The sequence below is a fragment of the Sphingobium fuliginis genome, from assembly GCF_004152845.1.
In the GTDB taxonomy this organism is placed as follows: Bacteria; Pseudomonadota; Alphaproteobacteria; order Sphingomonadales; family Sphingomonadaceae; genus Sphingobium; species Sphingobium fuliginis.
The window spans coordinates 271038-294560 of the sequence record NZ_SEON01000001.1 but is presented as its reverse complement, the minus strand read 5'-3'; the positions used below and the strand labels follow the sequence as shown (position 1 = coordinate 294560).

General features: G+C 65.9%; 24 protein-coding genes. 12 read left to right on the top strand and 12 right to left on the bottom strand.

All coding sequences use genetic code 11. The features are described from left to right. Positions 1-22: 22 nt before the first annotated feature. The 5 genes from EWH10_RS01595 to araD1 form a co-directional block, all read right to left on the bottom strand. Complete coding sequence (locus EWH10_RS01595; RefSeq protein ID WP_044660009.1) at positions 23-1444, bottom strand: family 43 glycosylhydrolase; 1422 nt, start codon at positions 1442-1444, stop codon at positions 23-25. 119 nt (positions 1445-1563) lie between these two features. Beyond that, a complete protein-coding gene (locus EWH10_RS01590) occupies positions 1564-2589 on the bottom strand; it encodes an arabinan endo-1,5-alpha-L-arabinosidase (protein ID WP_044660008.1) in 1026 nt (341 codons plus the stop codon). A 113-nt stretch (positions 2590-2702) separates the two neighbouring features. After that, positions 2703-4265: an alpha-N-arabinofuranosidase gene (locus tag EWH10_RS01585; protein ID WP_044660007.1), complete on the bottom strand. Its 1563-nt coding sequence runs from the start codon at positions 4263-4265 to the stop codon at positions 2703-2705. A gap of 28 nt (positions 4266-4293) precedes the next feature. After that, positions 4294-5220 carry a Gfo/Idh/MocA family protein gene (locus EWH10_RS01580; protein WP_025550028.1) on the bottom strand — a complete coding sequence of 309 codons (927 nt, stop codon included), beginning with the start codon at positions 5218-5220 and terminating at the stop codon, positions 4294-4296. A 4-nt stretch (positions 5221-5224) separates the two neighbouring features. After that, the gene (gene araD1 / locus EWH10_RS01575) at positions 5225-6217 is read right to left on the bottom strand and encodes an AraD1 family protein (RefSeq protein WP_044662737.1); all 993 of its coding nucleotides are present in this window, start codon (positions 6215-6217) and stop codon (positions 5225-5227) included. Between the two features lie 246 nt (positions 6218-6463). On the opposite strand from araD1, the gene EWH10_RS01570 reads away from it, so the two are divergent. Then, positions 6464-7228 carry a FadR/GntR family transcriptional regulator gene (locus EWH10_RS01570; RefSeq protein WP_044662736.1) on the top strand — a complete coding sequence of 255 codons (765 nt, stop codon included), beginning with the start codon at positions 6464-6466 and terminating at the stop codon, positions 7226-7228. A gap of 184 nt (positions 7229-7412) precedes the next feature. Here the strand turns inward: EWH10_RS01570 and EWH10_RS01565 are convergent, their stop codons facing one another. Continuing rightward, the gene (locus tag EWH10_RS01565; RefSeq protein WP_044662735.1) at positions 7413-8717 is read right to left on the bottom strand and encodes a sugar MFS transporter; all 1305 of its coding nucleotides are present in this window, start codon (positions 8715-8717) and stop codon (positions 7413-7415) included. Positions 8718-8847: 130 nt separating this feature from the next. Here EWH10_RS01565 and EWH10_RS01560 point away from each other — a divergent pair, with 130 nt between their 5' ends. Continuing rightward, positions 8848-9990 carry an aldose epimerase family protein gene (locus tag EWH10_RS01560; protein ID WP_443096432.1) on the top strand — a complete coding sequence of 381 codons (1143 nt, stop codon included), beginning with the start codon at positions 8848-8850 and terminating at the stop codon, positions 9988-9990. Between the two features lie 13 nt (positions 9991-10003). Continuing rightward, positions 10004-10861, top strand: coding sequence for an SMP-30/gluconolactonase/LRE family protein (locus EWH10_RS01555; protein ID WP_065846005.1), 858 nt, complete (start codon positions 10004-10006; stop codon positions 10859-10861). 189 nt (positions 10862-11050) lie between these two features. Here EWH10_RS01555 and rdgB read toward each other — a convergent pair whose 3' ends face one another. Beyond that, positions 11051-11680 carry an RdgB/HAM1 family non-canonical purine NTP pyrophosphatase gene (gene rdgB / locus EWH10_RS01550; protein WP_025550034.1) on the bottom strand — a complete coding sequence of 210 codons (630 nt, stop codon included), beginning with the start codon at positions 11678-11680 and terminating at the stop codon, positions 11051-11053. A gap of 48 nt (positions 11681-11728) precedes the next feature. Beyond that, the gene (gene rph / locus EWH10_RS01545; RefSeq protein ID WP_025550035.1) at positions 11729-12445 is read right to left on the bottom strand and encodes a ribonuclease PH; all 717 of its coding nucleotides are present in this window, start codon (positions 12443-12445) and stop codon (positions 11729-11731) included. Between the two features lie 97 nt (positions 12446-12542). Here rph and EWH10_RS01540 point away from each other — a divergent pair, with 97 nt between their 5' ends. The 5 genes from EWH10_RS01540 to EWH10_RS01520 all read left to right on the top strand — a co-directional run bounded on the left by EWH10_RS01540 (position 12543) and on the right by EWH10_RS01520 (position 15873). Next, positions 12543-13058 (top strand): DUF6438 domain-containing protein, encoded by a 516-nt coding sequence (locus EWH10_RS01540; protein WP_044662732.1) that lies wholly within the window; start codon positions 12543-12545, stop codon positions 13056-13058. 43 nt (positions 13059-13101) lie between these two features. After that, positions 13102-14145, top strand: coding sequence for a heat-inducible transcriptional repressor HrcA (gene hrcA, locus EWH10_RS01535; RefSeq protein ID WP_044662731.1), 1044 nt, complete (start codon positions 13102-13104; stop codon positions 14143-14145). Further along, positions 14142-14696, top strand: coding sequence for a nucleotide exchange factor GrpE (gene grpE / locus EWH10_RS01530; RefSeq protein WP_025547639.1), 555 nt, complete (start codon positions 14142-14144; stop codon positions 14694-14696). Before hrcA ends, grpE begins: the two co-directional genes overlap by 4 nt. A gap of 275 nt (positions 14697-14971) precedes the next feature. After that, the gene (locus tag EWH10_RS01525; protein WP_025547637.1) at positions 14972-15592 is read left to right on the top strand and encodes a PadR family transcriptional regulator; all 621 of its coding nucleotides are present in this window, start codon (positions 14972-14974) and stop codon (positions 15590-15592) included. Between the two features lie 2 nt (positions 15593-15594). Further along, a complete protein-coding gene (locus tag EWH10_RS01520; RefSeq protein WP_044662730.1) occupies positions 15595-15873 on the top strand; it encodes a DUF2218 domain-containing protein in 279 nt (92 codons plus the stop codon). A gap of 45 nt (positions 15874-15918) precedes the next feature. On the opposite strand, the gene EWH10_RS01515 is transcribed toward EWH10_RS01520, so the two are convergent. Next, a complete protein-coding gene (locus EWH10_RS01515) occupies positions 15919-17250 on the bottom strand; it encodes a methyl-accepting chemotaxis protein (protein WP_025547635.1) in 1332 nt (443 codons plus the stop codon). Positions 17251-17596: 346 nt separating this feature from the next. Here EWH10_RS01515 and sdhC point away from each other — a divergent pair, with 346 nt between their 5' ends. The 4 genes from sdhC (at position 17597) to EWH10_RS01495 (ending at position 21353) form a co-directional block, all read left to right on the top strand. Then, complete coding sequence (gene sdhC / locus EWH10_RS01510; RefSeq protein WP_371873063.1) at positions 17597-17929, top strand: succinate dehydrogenase, cytochrome b556 subunit; 333 nt, start codon at positions 17597-17599, stop codon at positions 17927-17929. Then, positions 17929-18318 carry a succinate dehydrogenase, hydrophobic membrane anchor protein gene (sdhD, locus tag EWH10_RS01505; RefSeq protein WP_044662728.1) on the top strand — a complete coding sequence of 130 codons (390 nt, stop codon included), beginning with the start codon at positions 17929-17931 and terminating at the stop codon, positions 18316-18318. The genes sdhC and sdhD overlap by 1 nt, the downstream gene beginning before the upstream one ends. After that, a complete protein-coding gene (sdhA, locus tag EWH10_RS01500; RefSeq protein WP_025547629.1) occupies positions 18318-20132 on the top strand; it encodes a succinate dehydrogenase flavoprotein subunit in 1815 nt (604 codons plus the stop codon). Before sdhD ends, sdhA begins: the two co-directional genes overlap by 1 nt. 204 nt (positions 20133-20336) lie before the next feature. Then, the gene (locus EWH10_RS01495; protein ID WP_044662727.1) at positions 20337-21353 is read left to right on the top strand and encodes a 50S ribosomal protein L11 methyltransferase; all 1017 of its coding nucleotides are present in this window, start codon (positions 20337-20339) and stop codon (positions 21351-21353) included. Between the two features lie 137 nt (positions 21354-21490). Here the strand turns inward: EWH10_RS01495 and EWH10_RS01490 are convergent, their stop codons facing one another. From EWH10_RS01490 to EWH10_RS01480, 3 genes are read right to left on the bottom strand one after another with little or no spacing between them, the layout of a single operon-like run. After that, a complete protein-coding gene (locus EWH10_RS01490) occupies positions 21491-22033 on the bottom strand; it encodes an NUDIX hydrolase (RefSeq protein ID WP_044662726.1) in 543 nt (180 codons plus the stop codon). Then, positions 22030-22707, bottom strand: a complete 678-nt coding sequence (locus EWH10_RS01485; RefSeq protein WP_044662725.1) for a TPM domain-containing protein — start codon at positions 22705-22707, stop codon at positions 22030-22032. Before EWH10_RS01485 ends, EWH10_RS01490 begins: the two co-directional genes overlap by 4 nt. Next, on the bottom strand, positions 22707-23519 hold the full coding sequence (locus tag EWH10_RS01480) for a TPM domain-containing protein (RefSeq protein WP_044662724.1): 813 nt from the start codon (positions 23517-23519) through the stop codon (positions 22707-22709). Before EWH10_RS01480 ends, EWH10_RS01485 begins: the two co-directional genes overlap by 1 nt. Positions 23520-23523: the final 4 nt, after the last annotated feature.

The window sequence follows — 23523 nt, the reverse complement described above, 5'->3', positions numbered from 1 at the left end:
TGTCGGACTTGGAGGCTGGGTTTCAGTCCGCGATCCACCGTGCCGTAGCGTCGCGGCTGCCCGCAAGGCGGATCTCCTTCCCGACCGCCGCAAGCGCCTTGCCCGTGACCGCGATGGACACGAAGCGGACCGTGTTCGACCTGTCGTCGGAGAATCGGACGAACTGGCTGCGCATGGCGAAATCGGCGCTGCGATCATTGCGGGCGAGGGTGACGGAGCCGTCCTTGCCGGCCAAAAGATAATGGTCTGGCAGCAGAATGGGGGAAAGCATGATGCTCTGCGGCCCGGCGCGTCCGGCGGTCTGGCGGAACTGGGTCGCGGGCAGCGAAGGATTGCCGGCGATCAGGCGGGTGCCGTCATGGGCCAGCAGCGCCCTGGGATCGACGGCGGAGGCGAAACGCTCGGGCAGCGGGCCGTTGCCGACGGGCACGCCGAAGTCGGGCGTGCCGTCCGCCTTGTAATAGAGGCGCTGGACGCGCGTATGGCGGTCCGGATTGAACAGCGGGTCGCCCTTGATCGCTTCATAGTCGCGGCCATGATAGACCAATATGTCGCGGCCCTTCTCATCCACGGTGAAGCTGTTGTGGCCCGGCCCGTACACCCTGGTCTCCGGGCAGCTGGTGAAGACCGGCTGCTGCGATTTCACCCAGGCATCGGGGTCCATGATGTCCGCATCCTCCGGCGCGGTCAGCAGGCCCAGGCAATAGCGCGCGTCGGTGGCGCTGGCCGAATAGGTCATGAACAGCCGGCCGTTGCGGTGAAGGACGGCGGGCGCCTCCGCCACCTTGTAGCCGCCTGTTTCCCAGTCGAGCGTCGGGATCGTGAGGCGCGTCGCCCTGGCCGCCAGCTTCAGCGGCGACGCCAGCGGGGCGATATAGAGGTTGGAATTGGTCTCGATCCCCGGTTCGCGCTGGGCCCAAGCGAAGTAGCGCCTGCCCTTGTGCACGAAGCTGGTGGAATCGAGGTTGAAGCTGTCCCACGGCGCCTGGAACTGGCCGAGCAGCTTCCATCGGCCGGTCATCGGATCGGGACCGTCGCAGACGATGGCATAGGTGCGGATGCGGAATACGTCCTCGCCGCCGCCGCTGGGGCCTGCGGCGAAATACATGGTCCAGCGCCCGTCGATCTGGTGCAGTTCGGGCGCCCAGATGAAGCCGGACAGCGGGCCTGTCTTCTCATGCCGCCAAAGGACGGCTTCCTCCGCAGTGGCGAGGCCCGCGAGCGTCTTCGATCGGCGCAGGACCAGCCGGTCATATTCGGGGACGGAACCGGTGAGGTAATAATGGCCGTCTTCATGACGGAAGACCTGCGCGTCCGCGCGTTGCTTGACCAACGGGTTGACGGCGGCGGGGGTGGGGACTTCGACCCTGGTGCGCGCGATCAGCGGCGTTGCCGACAGTGCGGCTGTCCCGGCGAGGAATAGGCGGCGATCGATTGGATTCATGAAAAGCTCTCCTCTTGGGTCGCCCTTGCCCTTCCCGCCGCCCTTGGGGGCGGACCCCCTCTCTCCCGGCGGGAGAGGGAGGGAGACGCGAAGCGCCGGAAGGGGGGAGGGCGACGGGGTCAATATTCAGCCACCGGCCAGCCGTCCGCGCCCCAGCGGACCGGCGCGATCCGCAGGGTGGGGGCGCCGTTCGCCTGCTTGTCATAGGCATGATAGACGACATAGTCCGTACCGTCCCGGTCGTGCAGCCAGCCCGCATGGCCCGGCCCGCGCCAGCGTTGCTGCTCTTGAAGGTCGGCGCGCAGGAAGATGGTGCCGCCGCCCTGCATCATCGAACTGCCGTCCTTGCCCAGATAGGGGCCGGTGATCGCCCTGGACCGGCCGATCACCGTATAATAGGTGCTGTTCACGCCCTTGCAGCAATAATCATAGGACGCCATCAGCCAGTAATAGCCGCCATGGTCGACGATGAAGGGCGCCTCCACCGGGGCCGGGCCGCCTGTGGGCGCGGGGCGGCGGGCGATGGCATGGGGTTTCGCCTTGGGGTCTTTGGGTTTGCCGGTTTTCGGGTCCAGCGCGAACAGCTTGATGCCTGTCCAGAAGCTGCCCAGCGCCAGCCAGTGGCGACCCTCCCGGTCAACGATGAAATTGGGATCGATGGCGTTGAAGTCGTCCGTGCTGGTCGACAGCACCACCAGCCCTTCGTCGCGCCAGCCGTAATTCTTCGCCTTGGGATCGAGCGTCGGGCTGGTCGCCAGCCCGATGGCCGAGCGGTTGGAGCCGAAGGTGGAGACGGAATAATAAAGCCGGTAGCGGCCGTTCACGAAGCTGATGTCGGGCGCCCACATGCCGTTGCTGCCGGGGATCGCCTTCGTCGCCCAGCCGGGCAGGGCGGTGAAGACGGGATCGCCGGCGGTCCAGTGGACCAGGTCCTTCGACGTGCGCGTTTCTATCAGGCGCTGGCCGTGGCCGGTGCTGAAGACATGATAGCTGTCGCCTTCGCGGATGATGACCGGATCGTGGGTCGGCGTCAGGTCGCCGGTCAGGCGGCTGTTGAGGGTGGCGGCGGGTTGCTGGGCCAAGGCCTGGCCAGCAGCCGCCAGCAGCGCGAGGCCCATGAGTTTCATGATAGTCTGCCGCGCCATATAGGCTCTCTCCGATAATGGTTCCGGGCGCAACGTGCTTCTGCGCAGGAACACGGCACAGCTAAAAAGGATGGAGCGGACGGCGATTCCACCCTCCGTCCGCTCCAAGGGCTTCATTGCAGGTCGAGCACGACCACGGACCGGGGCGGCAGCGCCACCGTCAGCGTGCCGCCGCTCACCTGCGCGCCGGTGAAGGCGGCGGGCTTCACCACCTCCGGCGCGTCGAAGCTGTTGTGCGAATTGATCGCGGGGGCTGTCAGGATGCGGCCCGACACATTGGCGGCGTTCAGCCCGTCCAGCTTCACCGTCACCATATTGGTCTGGCTGGGATCGAGGTTGGAAAGGCCGACATGGACCTTGCCGTCCCTAGCCCGCACCGCCGATCCGCTGACCGCCGGCATGACGAACCTGTCCTTGTTGTACCAGGGCGTGTCGATGTCGATCGGCAGCACCGTCGCATCCTGCCAGGGCTTGTACATTTCGAAGACATGATAGGTGGGGGTGAGCACCATCTTCTTCCCTTCGGTCAGGATCATCGCCTGCAACACATTCACCATCTGCGCGATGGCGCTCATGCGCACGCGGTCGGCATGTTTGGCGAAGATGTCGAGATGGATCGACGCGATCAGCGCATCGCGCAGCGTATTCTGCTGCCGCAGGAAACCGGGATGCGTGCCGGGGTCCTGCGCGTACCAGGCGCCCCATTCGTCTACCGCCAGGAAGACGCGCTTCTTAGGATCATATTTGTCCATGATCGCGCTGTGCTTCGTGATCAGCTCGTCCATGCGCATCGCGCCGGCCAGCGCGTCGGCCCAGCCGGTCTCGTCGAAGTCGACGGCGGGAGCGCGGGGCGGCCAGCCGCCCGCGGGGTGGACATAATAATGCAGCGAAAGGCCGTCCAGACGATCGGCCGCCACCCGCATCATCGTCTCGGTCCAGTTGTAATCGTCGACATTGGCCCCGGCCGCGACCTTCAGGATCCGGGTGCCCGCCGGCGCCTTGATGAAGGTGGCGTAGCGGCGCGTCTCGTCCGCCGCGAATTCAGGCCGCATATTGCCGCCGCAACCCCACAGTTCGTTGCCCACGCCGAAATAGGGCACCGACCATGGCTCCTTATGCCCGTTCTTCGCGCGCAGATCGGCCAGGCTGCCGGCGGGCGCAGTCATATATTCCACCCACTCGGCCATTTCCTGCGGGCTGCCATTGCCGACATTGCCGGCGATATAGGCCTGTGCGCCGACCTGCCGCAGCAGTTCGAAAAATTCATGCGTGCCGACCGAATTGGGCTCGGTCACGCCGCCCCAATGGGTATTGACCTTGACCGGGCGGTCCTTCTTCGGCCCGATCCCCTCCCGCCAATGATATTCGTCGGCAAAGCAGCCGCCGGGCCAGCGGATGATCGGCACCGACAGGTTGCGCAGCGCGGCCACCACATCGTTGCGGAAGCCGTTGGTGTTGGGGATGGACCTGTCTTTGCCGACCCACAGGCCGCCATAGATGCCATTGCCCAGATGCTCCGCGAACTGGGTGAAGATCGCCTTGTCATAGGTCGCGCCGGGCTTGTCGGCATGGATGGTCGCCATGGTCGGCCTGCCGCCGGTCTGCGCATGCGCGCCGGCGAGCGCTGTGGCGCAGAGCAGAAGCGCGGCAGTGGTGCGGCGCAGGGCCTTGATCATTCCTCTCTCCCTATGTCCAGGCATGTGTTCAGTCGTGAAATGCTGCGGTGGTCTGACGCTTGCCGCGCAGGAAGGCGTCGGCAACCAGCCGCAAGGGCGCGGTGTCCACATCGCTGCGTCCGCCCCGGATCAGCGCGGCGAAGCGGCGGTAGAGGCCCGCATATTCGATGTCCTCGCCATGCTCCGTACCGCCGGGCAGGTGCAGCACGGCGCCGCCCTGGCTGAGCTTCAGCATGCCCGCGTCGGTTTCGACCATGATGTCCCAGCTTTGCGGGCCGGTCTGGCGCCAGTCGAGGTCCATGTGGATCGCCGCGCCGCCGGTGTCCCGAAAGGCGATGTCGGCGGCAATCGGCGCGGCGCGGTTTTCCGGCAGCACCAGTGTGGCGTCCTTCAGGAAGAAGGGGCGCGGCAGGATATGGGTGACGATGGAGAGTGCGTTGATCCCCGGATCGAACACGCCAAGCCCGCCCGGTTCCCAGATCCACGCCTGACCTGGATGCCAGACGCGCACATCTTCGCGCCAGACGATGGACACCTTGTCGATCCGTCGCTCGGCCAGCCAAGCGCGGGCCGGAGCCACCCCGGCGGCAAAGCGCGAATGCCAGGCCGCGAACAGGCTGACGCCGGCCTTGTCCGCCTCCGCTTCGAGTGCGGCGACTTCGGCCAATGTCGCGCCGGGCGGCTTCTCAAGGAACAGATGGATGCCCCTGCCGATCGCCTGCGACGCCAGCGCATGGCGGACCTGCGGCGGGGTGCAGAGGGCGATCGCATCGACCGCCGGCCCCTCCGCCAGCAGGGCGTCGAGGCTGGCATGATGCGGCACGCCCTCAAGTCCCGCATCCTGCGGGCTGACCGTCGCGGCCAGGCTGAAGGCGCCATTGCCCCGGATCGCGGGGACATGCTGGTCCCGCGCGATCTTGCCGATGCCGACGATGGCGATGCGAATGGGGTCCATGGGCCTAGAGGACCTTCACCGTCACCTCGACCGGTGCCGCGCGCTTCAGCGGGTTGCGCACGGGCAGGGTGAAGGGCGCGGCGATGATCTCGAACACATCGCCTTCCTGCGTCTGCACGCCGTCGGCGAAGGAAAGCGTGGCCGTGCCGAAAAAGTGGACATGCACGTCGCCGGGGCGACGAAACAGGTCATATTTGAAATGATGATGTTCGAGATTGGCCAGACTGTGCGACATATTGCCTTCGCCCGAGAGGAAGGGCTTTTCCCACAGCACCTCGCCGTTCCGCAGGATGCGGCTGCTGCCTTCGATATGTTCCGGCGCGGGGCCGACCAGCAGTTCCGGGCCGAGCGACGCCTGGCGCAGCTTGCTATGGGCGAGCCAGAGATAATTGTGCCGCTCGGTCACATGGTCGCTGAACTCGTTGGCGAGCGCGAGGCCGAGGCGATAGGGCCGGCCGTCGGGGCCGATGATGTAGATGCCGGCGATCTCCGGCTCCTCGCCGCCATCCCGTGCGAAGGCGGGCATGGTCAGCGGATCGGTCGGCCCCACCAGTTGGGACCCGTCGCCCTTGTAGAACCATTCAGGCTGCTGCCCGACCGCGCCGGGGGCGGGCTTCCCGCCTTCCAGCCCTTCCAGGAACATGCGCATGCTGTCCGTCTGCTTTTCGGCGGCGGCGGCTTCGCGGTGCATCTTGTCGCGGCCTTCGGCGGAACCGAGATGGGTGAGGCCCGTGCCGGTCAGTTGCACATGGGCCGCGTCCTCATGGTCGATCGGCGCGATCAGGCGGCCGGCCTCGAACTCGGCGGCGATGTCGACGGCATCGCCCTTCGGCGCCGCGGCGACGATCTGCGCCAGCGAAAGACCCTTGGCGATGGCGTCCAGCGCCAGGGCGCGGATGCTCCCCACCCCGAGGAGGAAATGCGCCTCGCTGTCCTGCGCGGCGATAACCGAACGCCGCCCATTGCCCGAGCGGTGTTGCAACAGGCGCAAATTCATGAACGATCTCCTCCCGCGCGCCTTTCCCGGCGCTCGCAAACGTCATCTAAAGGTCGAATTGTCAGTCATTTCATCGGCGCGAGACTGGCGCGTGGCGGCCTAGCTGCCCTGAAGTTCGAAAGTCGGGGCTTTATCCGCCATGTGAATCTCCTTATTACTCCGACATATTACAGCTAGTCGTAGAAGGCAATGATTGTGTTTCGCCTTGGCTGATGGACTGCTAAGGAAGGAGCCGGAGGAGCATGAATGGCTGAAGAAAGGCGGCTCTTGAAGGGGGCTGAAGAGGGCGAAGGGGGCGCATCGAAAGAGGCGCGGGGTCCCGGAAGGCGTCTGCATGGCGCCATCGCGCACAAGCTGGGAACGGCGATCTTGTCCGGCCAATATGCGCCGGGCGACGTCCTGTCCGGCGAAGTCGCCTTTGCCGAGGAGCTGGAAGTGTCGCGCAGCGCCTATCGCGAGGCGATACAGGTGCTGACCGCCAAGGGGCTGGTGGAAAGCCGGCCCAAGGCGGGGACGCGCGTGCTGCCGCGCAACCGCTGGAACCTGCTCGATCCCGAGGTGCTGGCCTGGGCCTTCGCCGGGGAGCCCGACGTTCAGTTCGTGCGCGACCTGTTCGAACTGCGCGCCATCGTCGAGCCCGCGGCGGCGCGGCTGGCGGCGCAGCGGCGGACCAGGGAGGACATCAAGCTGATGAAGGACGCGCTGGCCGCGATGCGCCGCCACACGCTGGCGACAGAGGCCGGGCGCGCGGCGGATCGCGATTTCCATAATGCGATCCTGAATTCGACGCGCAACGATGCGCTGCAGACGCTGTCTGCCAGCATCGGCGCGGCGGTCAACTGGACCACCCAGTTCAAGCAGCGGGCGCGCGCCTTGCCGCGCAACCCGATTCCGGACCATGTGCGGGTGTTCGACGCCATTGCGGCAGGCGATGCGGCCGCGGCGGCGGAGGCGATGGGCGTGCTTGTCGATCTGGCGCTGGAGGATACGGCGAGCGCGATGACGCGGTGATTCGCATCCTCACCTGCGCGAAGCGGTGGTGGACGGGAAGGACGCGCAGGTCGTGCCATTTTCGCTTGCGCCAGCCTTTGGCCGGCTTCCCTTCCAATCCCGATGGCGAGGATGAAAAAAAGGCCGGAACGGGACGTCCCGCTCCGGCCTTTTCCGGTTTCGAGGCTTGCGACCCTCGGCTCCGTCACCCGATCTGCTGATCGGGCAGCGCATGGGTCGGCTTTGATCCCCATAGCGCATAGAACAGGATGTAAAGTTCGCAGACCGCAGTCAGCAGGAAGCTGGTCTGCAAACCGAAACGGTCGGCCAGATAGCCCTGCACCACCACCAGCGCGCCACCCGCGATCGCCATGATCAGCAGGCCCGATCCTTCTTCGGTCAGCGGCCCCAGCCCCTTGATGCCGAGGGTGAAGATGGTCGGGAACATGATCGAGTGGAACAGGCCCACCAGGATCAGCGACCACATCGCCACCTCCCCATGGGCGAAGACGGTGATCATCATCACGATAAAGGCGCCGATGGAGAAGGCGGCCAGCACCTTGCCCGCGTCGAACCGCTGCATGATCGCGGAGCCCGCGAACCGGCCGACCATCATGCCGCCCCAGAGGAAGGTCAGGTAACGGCCCGCCTGTTCATGGGTGAGGTTGGCGATGTGGGGCTGGCTGACGAAGTTCACGAACAGGTTGGCGACGCCGATTTCCGCAATCAGGTAGATGAAGATCGCGGGAACGCCGAACACCAGGTTGCGATGCGCCCACAGCGAATGCTTCTTCCGCTCCTCCTTGGCGAGGCGGGTGGCCGATGCGCCCATAGCGGGCAGCGGGAAGCGCGCGATCACGACGGCCAGCACCACCAGCACCACGGCCACCAGGCCATAGGGCAGGATCACCGACTGGGCATCGGCCAGCCGTTCCGCCTGCGTCAGCACGACATCGCCCTGGGCGGTGCCGCCCTTCGACCGGCCGAGGATCAGATAGGCCCCGAACATCGGCGCCAGCATCGTGCCCGCCGAGTTCATCGCCTGCACCAGGTTCAGGCGCGAGGAGGCGGTTTCCGGCTTGCCGACCACCGCGACATAGGGATTGGCCGCGACCTGGAGCAGGGTGATGCCGCTGGCGATCACGAACAGCATGAGCAGCGTCACGCCATAGGAGGGGATGGACGCCGCCAGCATCATGCCCAGCGCGCCCGCCGCCATGATCAGCAGCCCCGTCACCAGCGACTTCTGGTAGCCGATGCGTTCGATCAGCTTGGCCGAGGGGATGGAAGCGACGAAATAGGCGATGAACCACACCGATTCGATCAGCGTCGTCTGGGTGTAGCTCAGCTCGAACACGCTGCGCAGATGCGGCAGCAGCGTATTGTTGATGACGGTGATGAAGCCCCACATGAAAAAGAGGCTGGCCAGCAACGTCAGGGCAGGGCCGTAGCGCGTGCCCGGATTATGGGCCGCGGCGGGCGCCGCGGTTGAGGAAATGGGTCCTGCCATTCATCCTTCTCCGGAAGAGTCGAAAAGGAGCGCCGCCGGAACAGGGTTGCGCCCGATTATTTTGTAGGAGTATATCCCCTCCAACGACGCGTCAATGGCGTCCGGGAGGAACTGCATGCGAAAGGCCTTTATGAACAGAACGGTTTTGGCAACGTTGTCATACGGTGCCGTCCTGATGATGACAAGCACGGCGGCACTGGCGGCGGAGGCCAGTCGCGCCCCCGCCGGCACGCTGGCCGACGGCACGGCGATCGAGGCGATCACGCTGAAGAACGCACAAGGCGTGTCGGCCACCATCCTGACCTATGGCGCGACCTTGCAGAAGCTGGAGGGGCCGGACCGCAACGGCAAGATCGCGGACGTGCTGCTCGGCTATGACGATCTTGCCGGCTATGTCGACCGTCCCAATTATTTCGGCGTGACCGTGGGCCGCTACGCAAACAGGATCGCGGGCGGCAAATTCACGCTGGACGGCAAGAGCTATCAATTGCCGCTCAATGACAAGGTCAATTCGCTGCATGGCGGGGGCAAGGGCTTCGATAAGCAGGCGTGGAACGTCGTTTCGCTGAAGAGCGGGCCGACCGCCACGCTGGTCCTGTCCCTCACCAGCCCGGACGGCGACGCCGGTTATCCCGGCAAGCTCGACACCACCGTCACCTATACGCTGGACGAGGCAGGCAATCTGGGCATTGCCTTCGACGCGAAGACCAGCAGGCCGACCATCGTCAACATGACCAACCATGCGATCTTCAACCTGGCGGGCGAGGGAGCGGCCGACAGCGCACTGGGGCATCTGCTGACCATTCCGGCCAGGGCCTTCACGCCCGTGGACGCCAATCTGATCCCGACCGGCGAACTCAAGCCGGTGGAAGGCACGGTGTTCGATTTCCGCATGCCGCGCCGCGTGGCGGATGGCATTCGCGACGGCCGCGACGCGCAGATCGTCGCCGGGCGCGGCTACGACCATAATTTCGCGCTGGACAAGGGTGCGACCAGGGCCCCCGAACTGGCCGCGCGCCTGGAAGACCCGGCGTCGGGCCGCGTGCTCGACGTGCTGACGACGGAGCCCGGCGTGCAATTCTACACCGGCAATTTCCTGGACGGGACGCTGATCGGCAAGCAGGGACATCTCTACCGCATGGGCGACGGCATCGCGCTGGAGCCGCAGAAATTCCCCGACTCGCCCAACCAGCCGAAATTCCTGTCGGCGCGGGTGGACCCCGGCAAGCCCTATCATCACCAGATGATCTACCGCCTGTCCGTCAAGCGCTGAAGGAACATCCGGCATGGGTGAATGGCGCAAGGTCGACCGCGACATAAGCGATGCGCTGGGGGAGGGGACGCTATGGTCCGCCCGTGAGAATGCGGTCTATTGGACCGACATACTCGCGCCCGCGCTCAACCGCCTGTCGCTGGACGACGGCGCCATCCAGCGCTGGGCCATGCCCGAACCGATCGGCTGGGTGGCCGAGCGGGCGGGCGGGGGCTTCATCGGCGGCTTCCAGAGCGGCTTCGCCCGGTTCTCGCTCGATCCGCTGGTCATCGATCCGATGGGCGATCCCGAACCGCATCTGCCCGGCAGCCGCATGAACGATGGCAAGGCCGATGCGAGCGGCGCCATCTGGTGCGGCACGATGGACATGGCGGAGGAGCAGGACGTGGGCGCGCTCTACTGGCTCGATCCCGATGGACGCTGGGCGGTGATGGACGGGGGCTATCGCGTGCCCAACGGCCCGGCCTTTTCCGCCTGCGGGCACTGGCTTTATCACAGCGATACGGCCAGGCGGCAGATATATCGCTTCGCCCGCACGGCCGAAGGCGGCCTGGCGGATCGCCGGCCCTTCATCCGCCTTGCCGAGGAGGATGGCTATCCCGACGGCATGACCGTCGATGCGGATGGGCATCTGTGGGTAGCCCATTGGGGCGGCGGGCGGATCAGCCGCTTCACGCCCGGGGGCAAGCTCGACCGCTCGATCGCGCTGCCCGCCAGGCAGGTGACGAACATCTGCTTCGCCGGGGACGAGCTGGACCGGATGTTCGTCAGTTCGGCGGCGACCGGTCTGCCGGAAAGCGACTATGACGGTGCGTTTTTCGAAGTCTTTCCCGGCGTCCGGGGGTTGCCGACGAACCTCTACACGGGATGACGGACAAGCCGGGATCGGCCGCTACTGGCCGATCGCCGGCTTCATGCATGCCGTGCTCCTGCGATGGCGGGAGCACGGTCAAGGCGATGAGATCATCCACAGGGCCCGGCCCCGGGCTTCCAAGAGCCGCCCACCTCGTCCAGCAGCCTTCGCGGCAGCATGGCAGCCGAATCGGGCGGAAGGCGCTCCTTAAAAAACCGCCGCCACCAATTGCGCGAACGCATCGGCGCGGTGGCTCATGCCATGCTTCTTCTCCGGGTCCATCTCGCCGAAGCTGATGCCATGACCATGCGGCTGGAAGATCGGATCATAGCCGAAGCCCCTGTCGCCCCGGGGCGGCCAGGTGATCGTGCCGTCGACGCGGCCTTCGAATGCCTCCACATGGCCGTCGGGCCAGGCCAGCGCCAGGGCGCAGACGAAATGCGCGTCATGACCCGCTTCCGGCCCCTTCGCCTGGATATTGTCCCAGACGAGCTGCATGGCGAGGCCGAAATCCTTGGTCGGGCCGGCCCAGCGGGCGGAGAAGATACCCGGATCGCCGTTCAGCGCCTCCACGCACAGGCCGCTGTCGTCGGCCAGCGCGGGCAGGCCGGAAAGATCCGCCGCCTGCATCGCCTTCAGTTCCGCATTGGCGATGAAGGTCGTGCCGGTCTCCTCCGGCTCGGGCAGGTCCAGCGCCGCTGCGGATACCGTCTCTATGCCATAGGGCGCCAGCAATTCGCCGATTTCCCGCACCTTGCCGGGATTATGGCTGGCGATCACCAGTCGTCCCGGACCCAGCTTGCGGATCGCCTGTTCCTGCCCGAATTCATCGCTCATTCCGTCATCCCATATCCCACGCGCCCCAAAAACGAACGGAAGGAAGAATTATCTCCCGGTCGCCTTGTCCTGTGCCGCGAAAATCCGCGCGCAGCCTATGCGGGCAAGGCGCAGCAGGCGCAGCAGTTCCTCCTCGTCATAGGTCGCGCCCTCGGCGGTCGCCTGCACCTCCGCGAACTTGCCGTCGCCCGTCAGGATCAGGTTGGCGTCCGCCTCCGCATTGCTGTCCTCGGCATAGTCCAGATCCAGCACCGGGGTGCCGTTATAGATGCCGCAGCTTATCGCCGCGACCTTCTGCACGATGGGGTCTTCGGTGAGGGCGCCCGATGCCAGCAGCTTGTCGATGGCGATGCGCAGCGCCACCCAGCTTCCCGAAATGGCGGCGGTGCGGGTGCCGCCATCGGCCTGGATCACGTCGCAGTCGACGACGATCTGCCGCTCGCCCAGTTTCTGGAGGTCGACCACGGCGCGCAGCGACCGGCCGATGAGGCGCTGGATTTCCTGGGTGCGGCCCGACTGCTTGCCCTTGGCGGCCTCCCGGCTGCCGCGGGTGTGGGTGGCGCGGGGCAGCATGCCATATTCCGCCGTGACCCAGCCCGACCCCTTGCCGCGTAGGAAGGGGGGCACCTTCTCCTCGATCGAGGCGGTGCAGAGGACCCGCGTGTCACCGAAGCTGACCAGGCAGCTCCCCTCGGCATGGATGGTGAAGCCGGGTTCCATGGTGATGTCGCGCATCTGGTCGGGCGCACGGCCGGAAGGACGCATAAATATTCTACTCCGAAGCGTTGTGTCGAGCGGGCTTAGCGTCGGGCGGCCCATCATGCCAGTGGCGATGAACCCGAAAGATGCTAGAGAGCGGCCTATGGTGACGAAAGCACTATCGATTTTGGCGGCCACTGTCCTGCTGGGCGGCTGTGCCATGGAACAGGCGGAGCTGGAAAAGCCGACCCTGGCCGGCGATACCATCAGATTTTCCGCCGGTCCCTGTTTCGGCGCCTGCCCCAGCTACAGCCTGCGCGTGACGCCGGACGGGTCCGGGCTGATCGAGCCGCAGCGTTTCACCGCCATTCCCGGCCCGACCCGTTTCACGGTGACGCCGGCGCAATATCGCCGCTTCCGCGCCGCGCTGGCGCAGTTTCGGCCCGCGCAGGGCACGGTCAGGCGAATCGGCCAGGGGGAAAATTGCGTCCGCTTCGCCACGGACATGCCCGGCTATGTGATAGAATGGACCCGGGGCGAAGCGCCGCCCACCCGGCTGGAGTTCCAGTCGGGCTGCATGGATGCGGGCTATGGCAAGCTGCGCGCCACCATCGCGTCGATCCCCAGCATGCTCGACGTCGCCGCCATGGTGAAGCCGACGACGGCGAAGGGCCGGTGACGACGGGCTTGAGCCGGGACCGATGCTTGCCTAGATAAAGGCCATGGCGGTCACCCCGATCACCGAACTTAACGAACGTGCGCGTGACGTTTTCCGTCTGGTGGTCGAGAGCTATCTCGGCACCGGGCTGCCCGTTGGCTCGCGCACGATCAGCAAGATGGCGTCGCTCAGCTTGTCGCCCGCCTCCATCCGCAATGTGATGCAGGATCTGGAGGAACTGGGCCTGCTTGCCGCGCCGCACACCTCCGCCGGACGGATGCCGACGGAAACCGGCCTCAGGCTGTTCGTCGACGGCATGATGCAGGCCGCGGAGCCTTCGGTCGAGGAACGGCGCGCGATCGAGGCCGGGATCAGCGAAGGCGGCCCGATAGAGGAGGCGCTGTCGGCCGCGACCGCTGCGCTGTCCGGCCTCTCGGCCTGCGCCGGCATCGTGATGGTGCCCAAGCGGGAGCCGGTGCTGCGGCAGTTCGGCTTCGTGCCCCTGAATGAACGGCAGGCGCTGGCTGTGCTGGTGGGGCAGGACGGTTCCATCGAGAATCGCGTCGTGGACCTTCCGGTGGGCGTGACGCCGATGATGCTGAACGAAGCTGCCAACTTCATGTCGGCGCGCTTCGGCGGCATGACGCTGGCGCAGGCGCGCGAGGCCCTCCGGCGCGAGGTGGAGGGGGACCGGAACGCGCTTCAGGGCGCGGCGGGGGAACTGGTGGCGAGGGGTATCGCCCTGTGGTCGCAGGATGCCGATGACCGCCCGGTGCTGATCGTGCGCGGTCAGGCGCATCTGCTGGATGACGGCACCGCCGCCGATCTGGAGCGGGTGAGGCAATTGCTGGAACAGCTTGAAGGCAAGCAGGAGATTTCCCGGCTGCTGGAAAGTGCGCTGGCGGGCAGCGCGACCAAAATCTTCATCGGTTCGGAAAACAAGCTCTTTTCCCTGTCGGGTTCTTCGGTCATAGCCGCGCCTTACCGCAGCGGTGACGGCCGGGTGGTGGGCGTGGTCGGGGTAATCGGCCCCACGCGCTTGAACTATGCGCGGGTGATCCCCATGGTGGACTTCACCGCACAGACGCTGTCGAGATTGATGAGATGAGCGAAGATAAGCAGAATATCGAAAATACCGAAGTCGTGGATGAACTGCCCGAGGATGCGTCGCCCGCCGGCGACGCGGCGGCGGAACGGATCGCGAGCCTTGAAAACGAGCTGGCGACCGCGAAGCAGGAGGTGCTCTACGCCCATGCCGAAGCGCAGAATGTGCGGCGGCGGCTGGAAAAGGAACTGGCCGACGCACGCGCCTATGCCGCGACGGCCTTTGCCCGCGACATGCTGTCGGTGGCGGACAATCTGGGCCGCGCGCTTCAGGCGATCCCCGCCGACCTGCGCGAGGATGAGAAGTTCAAGGGCCTGGTCGCCGGGCTTGAAGCCACCGGGCGGGAACTGGAGGCGGTGTTCGGCCGCAACGGCATTGAGAAGCTGGTGTCGGTCGGCCAGCCGCTTGACCCCAACAAGCATCAGGCGATGATGGAAGTACCCTCCGCCGATGCCGAGCCGGGTACGGTGCTGGTGGAGATGCAGGCAGGCTATACGATCAAGGACCGGTTGCTGCGCCCGGCGCTGGTCAGCGTGGCGAAGAAACCGGACTGATCGGTTGCACCTGAAGCATGCAAGGGCTCGCTGGACCACCGTCCGGCGGGCCTTTTTCGTTCACGGGCCCGCGCGGTCCGCCGGCAGAACCGCGCCGGGATGGCCGGGTCATGCTTGAGCCGGATTCAGGCACTGGTGGGGCGGAAGGCCGGCCCAGATTTTTGGGGAGTTCCCGCAATAGCCCTGATCCGCGATAAAGATATATCGCAACTCTTGACGTTCGATCTTTTTAAGATATATCTCAAACTATCAAGAAACAGTTGAGAGAATCATCCATGCATTTTCATCATCGCGCTCGCGGGCACCACGGTTTTGGCCATGACCGCATGTTCGGACCGGACGGCCGCGAACCCGGCGGCTTTGGCGGTCGCTTCGGGGATGGTCCGTTCGGCGGCGGCCGGGGCGGGCATTTTGGCGGCGGGCGGGGTGGCGGCCGTCGCCGCCTGTTCGGCAATGACGCGCTCAGGCTCATCCTGCTCAAGCTCATCTCCGACGCGCCCCGCCATGGCTATGATCTGATCCGCGAGATCGAAACCCTGTCGGGCGAGGTTTATGTGCCAAGTCCGGGCGTCGTCTATCCGACGCTGACCTTGCTTGCGGACATGGATCTGATCGCGGAGCAGCCGGGCGAAAGCAGCCGCAAGCTGTTCGCGATCACGGAGGCGGGCACGGCCTATCTTGCCGACCATGAACAAGGCGTGGCGCTGGTCATGGACCGGCTGGGCTCGCTGGCGCGCAAGGCGGAGCGCACCGACGGCGCGCCGATCCGGCGGGCCATGCACAATCTGGGCATGGCGGTCCGGGCGCGGCTTGAAAAGGAGGGGGCGGATGCGCAGACCATGTTCGACGTCGCCGCGCTGATCGACGAGGCGGCCAGCAGGATCGAAAGGCTTTGACCATGGCTTTGACGGCGCATGTGCCGACCGCCAGCGCCAGCCGCTATCTCCAGCAGCTGTGCAAGCATTGGGGGCACAAGTTCGAAACCGATTTCGACGCGCGGCAGGGAAGCATCGCCTTTCCCATGGGGCCGATCCGGATGGCGGCCGGGGCTGACGCCCTGACCGTCACGATCGAACCGGGGGAGGGGACCGATGTCGAACGCTTCAAGCAGGTGGTGGCGGACCATCTCGACCGCTTCGCCTTCAGGGAAGCGCCGCTGACCTTCGACTGGCGGTAAGGGGGGCGGGGCGGGCAGTTCCGCCCCGCCGGCCGCCGCTCTTCCTCAGGCCACCTGGCGTCCGAAGTCCGATGACGCCGCGCGCAGGCTGGAAAGCTTGCCTTCCACGCTCATGAAGCCGCGTTCGAGCTGGTCGATTTCGGATGCGACCACCTCGGTATCCTGGCGGATGGCGCTGATGGTCGACGACATGGAGTCGGCGGCCAGCGCGGTTTCGTCGACAGCGGCGGTGATCATCGTCACCGTCTGCGCCTGGGCATCCATGGCGTGGCGGATGCGTTCGGCGCTGGCCTGGACCTCGCCCACCGTGTCGCGAATGCGCTCGTTGGTCTCCACCGACTGGCGGGTGGATGCCTGGATGTCCGCGATCTTGCCCGCGATCTCATCGGTGGCGCGGGCGGTCTGGTTGGCGAGGCTCTTCACCTCCTGCGCGACCACCGCGAAGCCGCGGCCGGCATCGCCCGCGCGGGCCGCCTCGATCGTGGCGTTGAGCGCAAGCAGGTTGGTCTGGCCGGCAATGTCGCGGATCAGGCCCAGGATCGATTCGATGGATTTCGCATGGTCGGACAGGGTGGTCGACATGGCCACCGCGTCGCCCGACTGGCGGGCCGCCCGCTGGGCGACGTCGGCCGCGCTTTCCACCTCCGTCCGCGCATCCTCGATAGCGCGAATGAGGCCGGCGGAGGTGCGGGCGGCTTCGCGCATCGCAAGGGCGGACTGTTCGGCGGCGGCGGCGACTTCCGACGCCTTGCCCAGCATGCCGCGTGTCGCGGCCGATGCGTCCTTCGCCTGTTCGCGCAGCGATTCGCCCAATTGCGACGCGCCGTCGATCTCTCCCATGATCCGCTGTTCGAACATCGTGCCGAAGCGTTGGCGCTCGTTGCGCTGCGCCTCCGCCTCGTCGCCTGCGATGACGTTCGCCATCAGCCCGGCGTCGACCATGCCGACCTGCATCATGACATGCACCAGACGGCGACGCCCCGTTTCATCCTCCATCCGATGCCAGATAAGGTCGATCAGCTTCTCGTTGGCCGCAGCCACCGGCATCAGCACCGCACGCAGCGGGGAGCCGTGCTTGCGGGCGTGGCGTACGCAGGCGATGGAGGAAATCGCCCATTCGCCCGCATCGTAATAGCCGAGTTTCTGGCGCACATATTCATGCGCTTCCGTCTCGATCTTGGCGAGCGTGGAGGGGTTGAGCTTCGACCGCAGCCCCGTCTGCTCGACATAGGCATCGTAGAAAGTGCGCGCCGCCAGGGTCACCTGTTCGCCCAGCAGGTCGCGAATCTGGCGCAACCCCTGCGCCAGCTCGCCATGCGGGTCGACCTCCCTCATCATCGCAAGGACGGTGCTTTTGGGCGTGGCGGCGGAATTCATGTGCGGCAAAACCCCAGATTGGTCTCATTGTCCCGTCGGGTGATAGCGCCATTTGGTTAATCACTTCTTAGGATCGGCGGACATTCGGCCCCGATCCCGATCCTTTGGCGCTTTACCCGTCATCGACCGCCGAAAACCGGCCTGCATGGTTCCTCATCCCGGAAATGTTCCGCCGGCCTGGCGGGGATCGCCCCGTCGCGTGGTCAGGGCGGCTTGCCCTCTTGGCGTATCGCTCCTAAGGGGACGGGACTCGAGGGACAAACATCAGGGACGTAGGGAAGATATGGCGCGAACCACGAGCCGGCCGCTCTCGCCGCATTTGACGATCTGGAAATGGGGGCCAGCCATGGCCGTCTCCATCATGCACCGCGTGACCGGCAACGGTCTTGCGACGGTCGGCGCGATGGGACTGGTCTGGTGGCTGATGGCCGCCGCCATGGGGCCGGATGCCTATGCAACCTTCGTCAAATGCGCGACTTCGCCCATCGGCTATCTGGTGATGGCCGGCCTTAGCTGGTTCTTCTTCCAGCATCTCTGCTCCGGTCTTCGCCACTTCGTGCTCGATCTGGGCGCGGGCTATGAGCTCAAGAACAACAAGATCTGGTCGCTGCTGACCTTCGTCTTCTCGATGCTCCTCACCATCGCCTTCTGGGCCGCCATCTGCACGGGGAAATTCTGATGGGAACCGGAACCGGAATCGGCCGCGTCCGCGGTCTTGGATCGGCGAGGCATGGCGCGCATCACTGGCTGGCGCAGCGCTATACCGCCGTCGGCAACCTGTTGCTGGTCCTGTGGCTGCTGTTCAGCCTGATCGCCCTGCCCGGCCTCGACTATCAGAGCGTCCATAACTGGATCGCGCAGCCCCTGGTGGCGGTGCCGCTGATGCTGATGCTGGTCAGCATCTTCTATCACCTGCGCCTGGGCATGCAGATCATGCTGGAGGACTATGTCCACGACAAGGGCCTCAACTTCTTCTGCATCCTGCTGCTGAACTTCTATGCCATTGGCGGCGCGGCCGCGGGCATCTTCGCGATCGCCAAGATCGCCTTCACGGGGATCGTCAAATAATGAGCGAAGCCTACAAGATCATCGACCACACCTATGACACGGTCGTCGTGGGTGCCGGCGGCTCCGGCCTGCGCGCCACCATGGGCAGCGCGGAAGCGGGCCTGAAGACCGCCTGCATCACCAAGCTGTTCCCGACCCGCAGCCATACGGTGGCGGCGCAGGGCGGCATCGCGGCGAGCCTTGGCAACAACTCGCCCGACCACTGGACCTGGCACATGTACGACACCGTCAAGGGGTCGGACTGGCTGGGCGACCAGGACGCCATCGAATATATGGTGCGCGAGGCGCCGGCCGCCGTGATCGAGCTGGAGCATGCGGGCGTTCCGTTCAGCCGTAACGACAATGGCACCATCTACCAGCGTCCCTTCGGCGGCCACATGCAGAATATGGGCGCCGGCCCGCCGGTGCAGCGCACCTGCGCCGCCGCCGACCGTACCGGCCACGCCATGCTGCACGCGCTCTATCAGCAGAGCCTGAAGTATGACGCGGACTTCTACATCGAATATTTCGCCATCGACCTGATCATGGAAGACGGCCCGAACGGCAAGGAATGCCGGGGCGTCATCGCCATCTGCATGGAAGACGGTTCGATCCATCGCTTCCGCAGCAAGGCGGTCGTGCTGGCGACGGGCGGTTACGGCCGCGCTTACTTCTCCGCCACTTCGGCGCATAGCTGCACCGGCGACGGCGGCGGCATGGTGCTGCGCGCGGGCCTGCCTTTGCAGGATCTGGAATTCGTGCAGTTCCACCCGACCGGCATCTACGGCGCGGGCGTGCTCATCACGGAAGGCGCGCGGGGCGAGGGCGGTTACCTCACCAATTCCGAGGGCGAGCGTTTCATGGAGCGCTATGCGCCTTCCGCGAAGGATCTGGCGTCGCGCGACGTCGTGTCGCGCTCCATGGCCATGGAAATGCGCGAAGGGCGCGGCGTGGGTCCTAACAAGGACCATATCTACCTGCACCTCGATCATATCGATCCCAAGGTGCTGGCGGAACGCTTGCCGGGCATCACCGAAAGCGGCAAGATCTTCGCCGGTGTCGACCTGACCCGCCAGCCGCTGCCGGTGACGCCGACCGTCCACTATAATATGGGCGGCATTCCCTGCAATTATCATGGGCAGGTGGTGACGAAGGTCGGTGACGATCCCGAAGTCGTGGTGCCGGGCCTCTATGCCGTGGGTGAAGCGGCCTGCGTTTCGGTCCATGGCGCGAACCGCCTGGGTTCCAACTCGTTGATCGATCTCGTCGTCTTCGGCCGCGCGACCGGCTTGCACCTCAAGGAAACGATCAAGCCCAACGGCTCGCATCGTCCGCTGCCCAAGGACGCGGCCGACTTGGCGCTGGGCCGCCTCGATCACTATCGCAATGCAAAGGGCGGTTCGCCCACGGCGAAGATCCGCCTGGAAATGCAGCACACCATGCAGAAGCACGCCGCCGTGTTCCGCGACAGCGCGCTGCTGGCGGAGGGCGTCGCGAAGATGGCAGAGGTCAATGGCCGCTTGCAGGACGTCGCGGTTTCGGACCGCTCGCTGATCTGGAACACCGACCTGATCGAGACGCTGGAACTGGACAATCTGATGTCCCAGGCTGTCTGCACCATGGTCAGCGCGGAAAACCGCAAGGAAAGCCGCGGCGCCCATGCGCATGAGGACTTCCCGAACCGCGACGACGCCGAATGGATGAAGCACACCGTAAGCTGGTTCGAGGGCTGGGGCGGCAAGGGCGGCAAGGTGACGCTCGACTACCGTCCGGTGCACGATTACACGCTCACGGACGAGGCGGAATATATCAAGCCCAAGGCGCGCGTTTACTAAGCCGCGCGAACGGCGGGAAACAGGGAAGGGCGGGCTGCGAAGCTCGCCCTTTTCTTATATATGCTTCGTTCTGGGAAATTGCGGACACCGGCGCTTCCCCCCTGCTTCAGGGAAGGGGTTTGATGTCCTCGATCACCCAAGGCTTGCATCCCCGGCAGATGTGCCTGCTTCCCCTCCATCCGCCAAAGGTCTAAAGGCCGCGACATGAACGACCTTGCCACCCCATCCGCGCTGGCCGAAGAGAAGGCGCAAAGCTGGAAAGTCACCTTCCCATGCACCCGTGCGGAGGCCGAAGCGCTGGATGGCGACATTGCCGCCTTCGCGCTGATGGATCGTCCGCCTGTGCTGATGACCAGCGAGGCGGAGCCCGATAATGAACAAAGCTGGCGGCTCGACGCCTATTTCGAAGGCCAGCCGAGCCCCGCCGCGATCCGGCTGCTCCGTTCGCTCGTCCCCAGCGCCGCCGGCGTCAAGCCGCTGGTCGAGCAACTGCCCGACGAGGATTGGGTGACGTTGAGCCAGCAGGGGCTGGAACCCGTCACTGCGGGGCGTTTCCATGTCCGCAATCTCGCCAGCGACCCGGCGGCGCCCGGTCACGTCAATTTCCTGATCGAGGCGAGCCGCGCCTTCGGCACTGGCCAGCATGAAACCACGGCGGGCTGCCTGATCATGCTCGACCGCATGCGGCGGGTCGGCATGCGCTTCGGCAATGTCGCGGACATCGGAACGGGCACTGGCCTGCTTGCCTTCGCGGCGCTCCACCTTTGGCCGCGTGCTTATGCGACGGCGTCCGACATCGATCCCGTCGCGGTGGAGATCAGCGCTGCCAACGCGGCGGCCAACGGGATTGCGACGGGCAAGGGACAGGGGCAACTCGCGCTCTACACGGCTGCCGGCGTGGATCACCCGGCTATTGCGACGCGCGCGCCCTATGACCTGCTGATCGCCAATATCCTGGCCGGTCCGCTGATCGAACTTGCTCCCTCGCTCTGCGCGCTGGTGGAGGAAGGCGGCACCATCGTCCTTGCGGGGCTGCTCAATGAACAGGCCGGTGCGGTGCTGGCTGCCTATCGCGCCCAGGGAATGCGCCTGGCGGAACGGACGGACCGCGGCGACTGGCCGACCCTCCGCCTGCGCAAGCGCCCGCGGATCGGCTGGAGACGGCCGACCCGCATCGACGGCAATGCCCGTGGCGAAGCCCCTGGTTTCGGCAGTCTGTGACCTTTGGCTGAGCGTGATCATCGCCTGGATCGACTTGGGACCGTTTCGACAGCGGACGGTTGAGGTGACCGCACGTTGGCGGAGGTGATGCATTTACAGGGCGGGACGGCCTGGAGCGCCTCGCCCTGCAAAAGGCCTCAGCCCACGATGCCCGCACCCAGCAGCAACAGCAGCTTCACGTCGATTGCGAAGCCTTCCGTCCGCCATGCCGCGATCCGGTCGTGAATCCTGTCGAGCGGCACGCGGTGCACGCGGATATCTTCGCCTTCCACGCCGCCGCCATCGCCGGTTTTCATGAGGTCATGCGCACGGAACAGCGTGAAGCTCTCCGACACCATGCCGGGCGAACTGTAGAATTCACCCAAAGCCTCCATCCGGCCGGGCAGGTAGCCGGTTTCCTCCTCCAGTTCGCGAGTGGCGGCCAGCACGGCTTCCTCGCCCTCGTCATGGTCGCCCACAAGGCCCGCGGGCAATTCGATGCAGCGGCGGCCCAGTGGCACGCGATATTGATCGACCAGCAACACATGCCGCCCGTCCGCCGCCTCGTCCACGGCCAGAATGACGGCGGCATGGATGCCCCGCGCCCGGCCGACATATTCCCACCTGCCCCGGCGCTTGGCGGTGATGAAGCGGCCTTCCCACATGATCTCTTCGGGGGAAGCCCCGTCCTGCTCGCTCATAATTCGATCAACCTGTCGGGCAATTCATTGGGATTGTCGCCGGTCGCCGGAAAATATTCGGCCAGCACGCTGCCGACCTGCCGCACCGCTTCCGCCATGCCTTCGGCGGCGCGGCCTGCGCGCACGCCGTCGATCAGTGCGGCCATGGCCTCGCCCCAAATTTCCGGAGCGACCTTTTCGTTGATCGCCGCATCCGCGACGAGTTCCGCCCGATGCTCATCCAGCGAGAGGTAGATGAGCACGCCGGTCCGTCCGCGCGTGCGCCCCTGGGCTACCGCGCGAAACAGGGTGATGGCACGGCGGCGCACGCGGCGGGCCTTGGTGGCCTTGGGCGTCAACGCCATGCGCAGCGGCATCCAGGCGAGTGCATAGCGGACGATCAGGAATTTGAGGATGAGCAGGCTGAGCAGGACCGTCAAGAGCTTCCAGTCCTCCACCTCATGCTCCCAGCTTTGCAGCAGCCAGGAGCATAAGCGCCGGAAATGCAGGGGGAAGGCCGCCGCCGCCGACAGGGCCAGGAACACCGCGCCGATGGCCCAGTGCAGCCCTGCATCATGATAGGCGTCCGACCGGCGCGCGACGATGGTGACGATCTCGCCATCCGTCGCCTTCTCCGCTTCGGCCACCGCAGCGGTCACGCGGTCGTGATCGGCTTCGTTCATGATCAGGCGCATCACCAGTCCCCCGACGCGCCGCCGCCGCCGAAGCTGCCGCCGCCGCCCGAAAAGCCGCCGCCGCTGCCCCAGCCGCCACTGCCCCAGCCTGATCCACCGCCGCCGCCCCATCCGGAATCGCCCGGCCCCCACAGGATGATCGGTCCCGATCCGCCCCGATAGCGCCGTCCCTTGCCCCGCCCGGAAAGCATGGCGATCACGATGATCGCGACGACCACGAGCCAGAATATCGCCATGAATGCCCCGCCATCGTCCGCTGCGTCGCGCGCCCTGGCTTCGGCCTGCGCCGCCAGCGCCTTGGCTTCTTCGGGGGGCAGGGTCAGCAGCTTGCCGATGGCGTCCACGCCCGCATCGATCCCGCCGGGCATGTCCCCGGCCTTGAACCGGGGCGTGATGGCGTTGCGGATGATCTGGGACGACAGCGCATCGGTCATGATGCCTTCCAGGCCGTAGCCGACCTCGATCCGCACCTTACGCTCATTGGGGGCGATGATCAGCAGCGCGCCGTCATTCTTGTCCTTGGACCCGATTCCCCAGGCGCGGCCCAGCCGATAGCCATAATCGGATATGTCATATCCCTGGAGGTCGGGCAGGGTCGCCACCACCAGTTGCCGCCCGCTCTGCTGCTCCAGCGCCGCCAGCTTGTCGGTCAACGCCTGCTTCTGCTGAGGGGAGAGCAGGGCGGCGTCATCCACCACCCGGCCGGTCAGCTTGGGGAAGGTCTGGGCCTGAGCGGAAGGCGCGATTCCCGTCCCTCCCGCCACGGGCATGAAAACCAGCAGCGCGAAGATCAGGAGCAGGCGGCGGAGCATCACC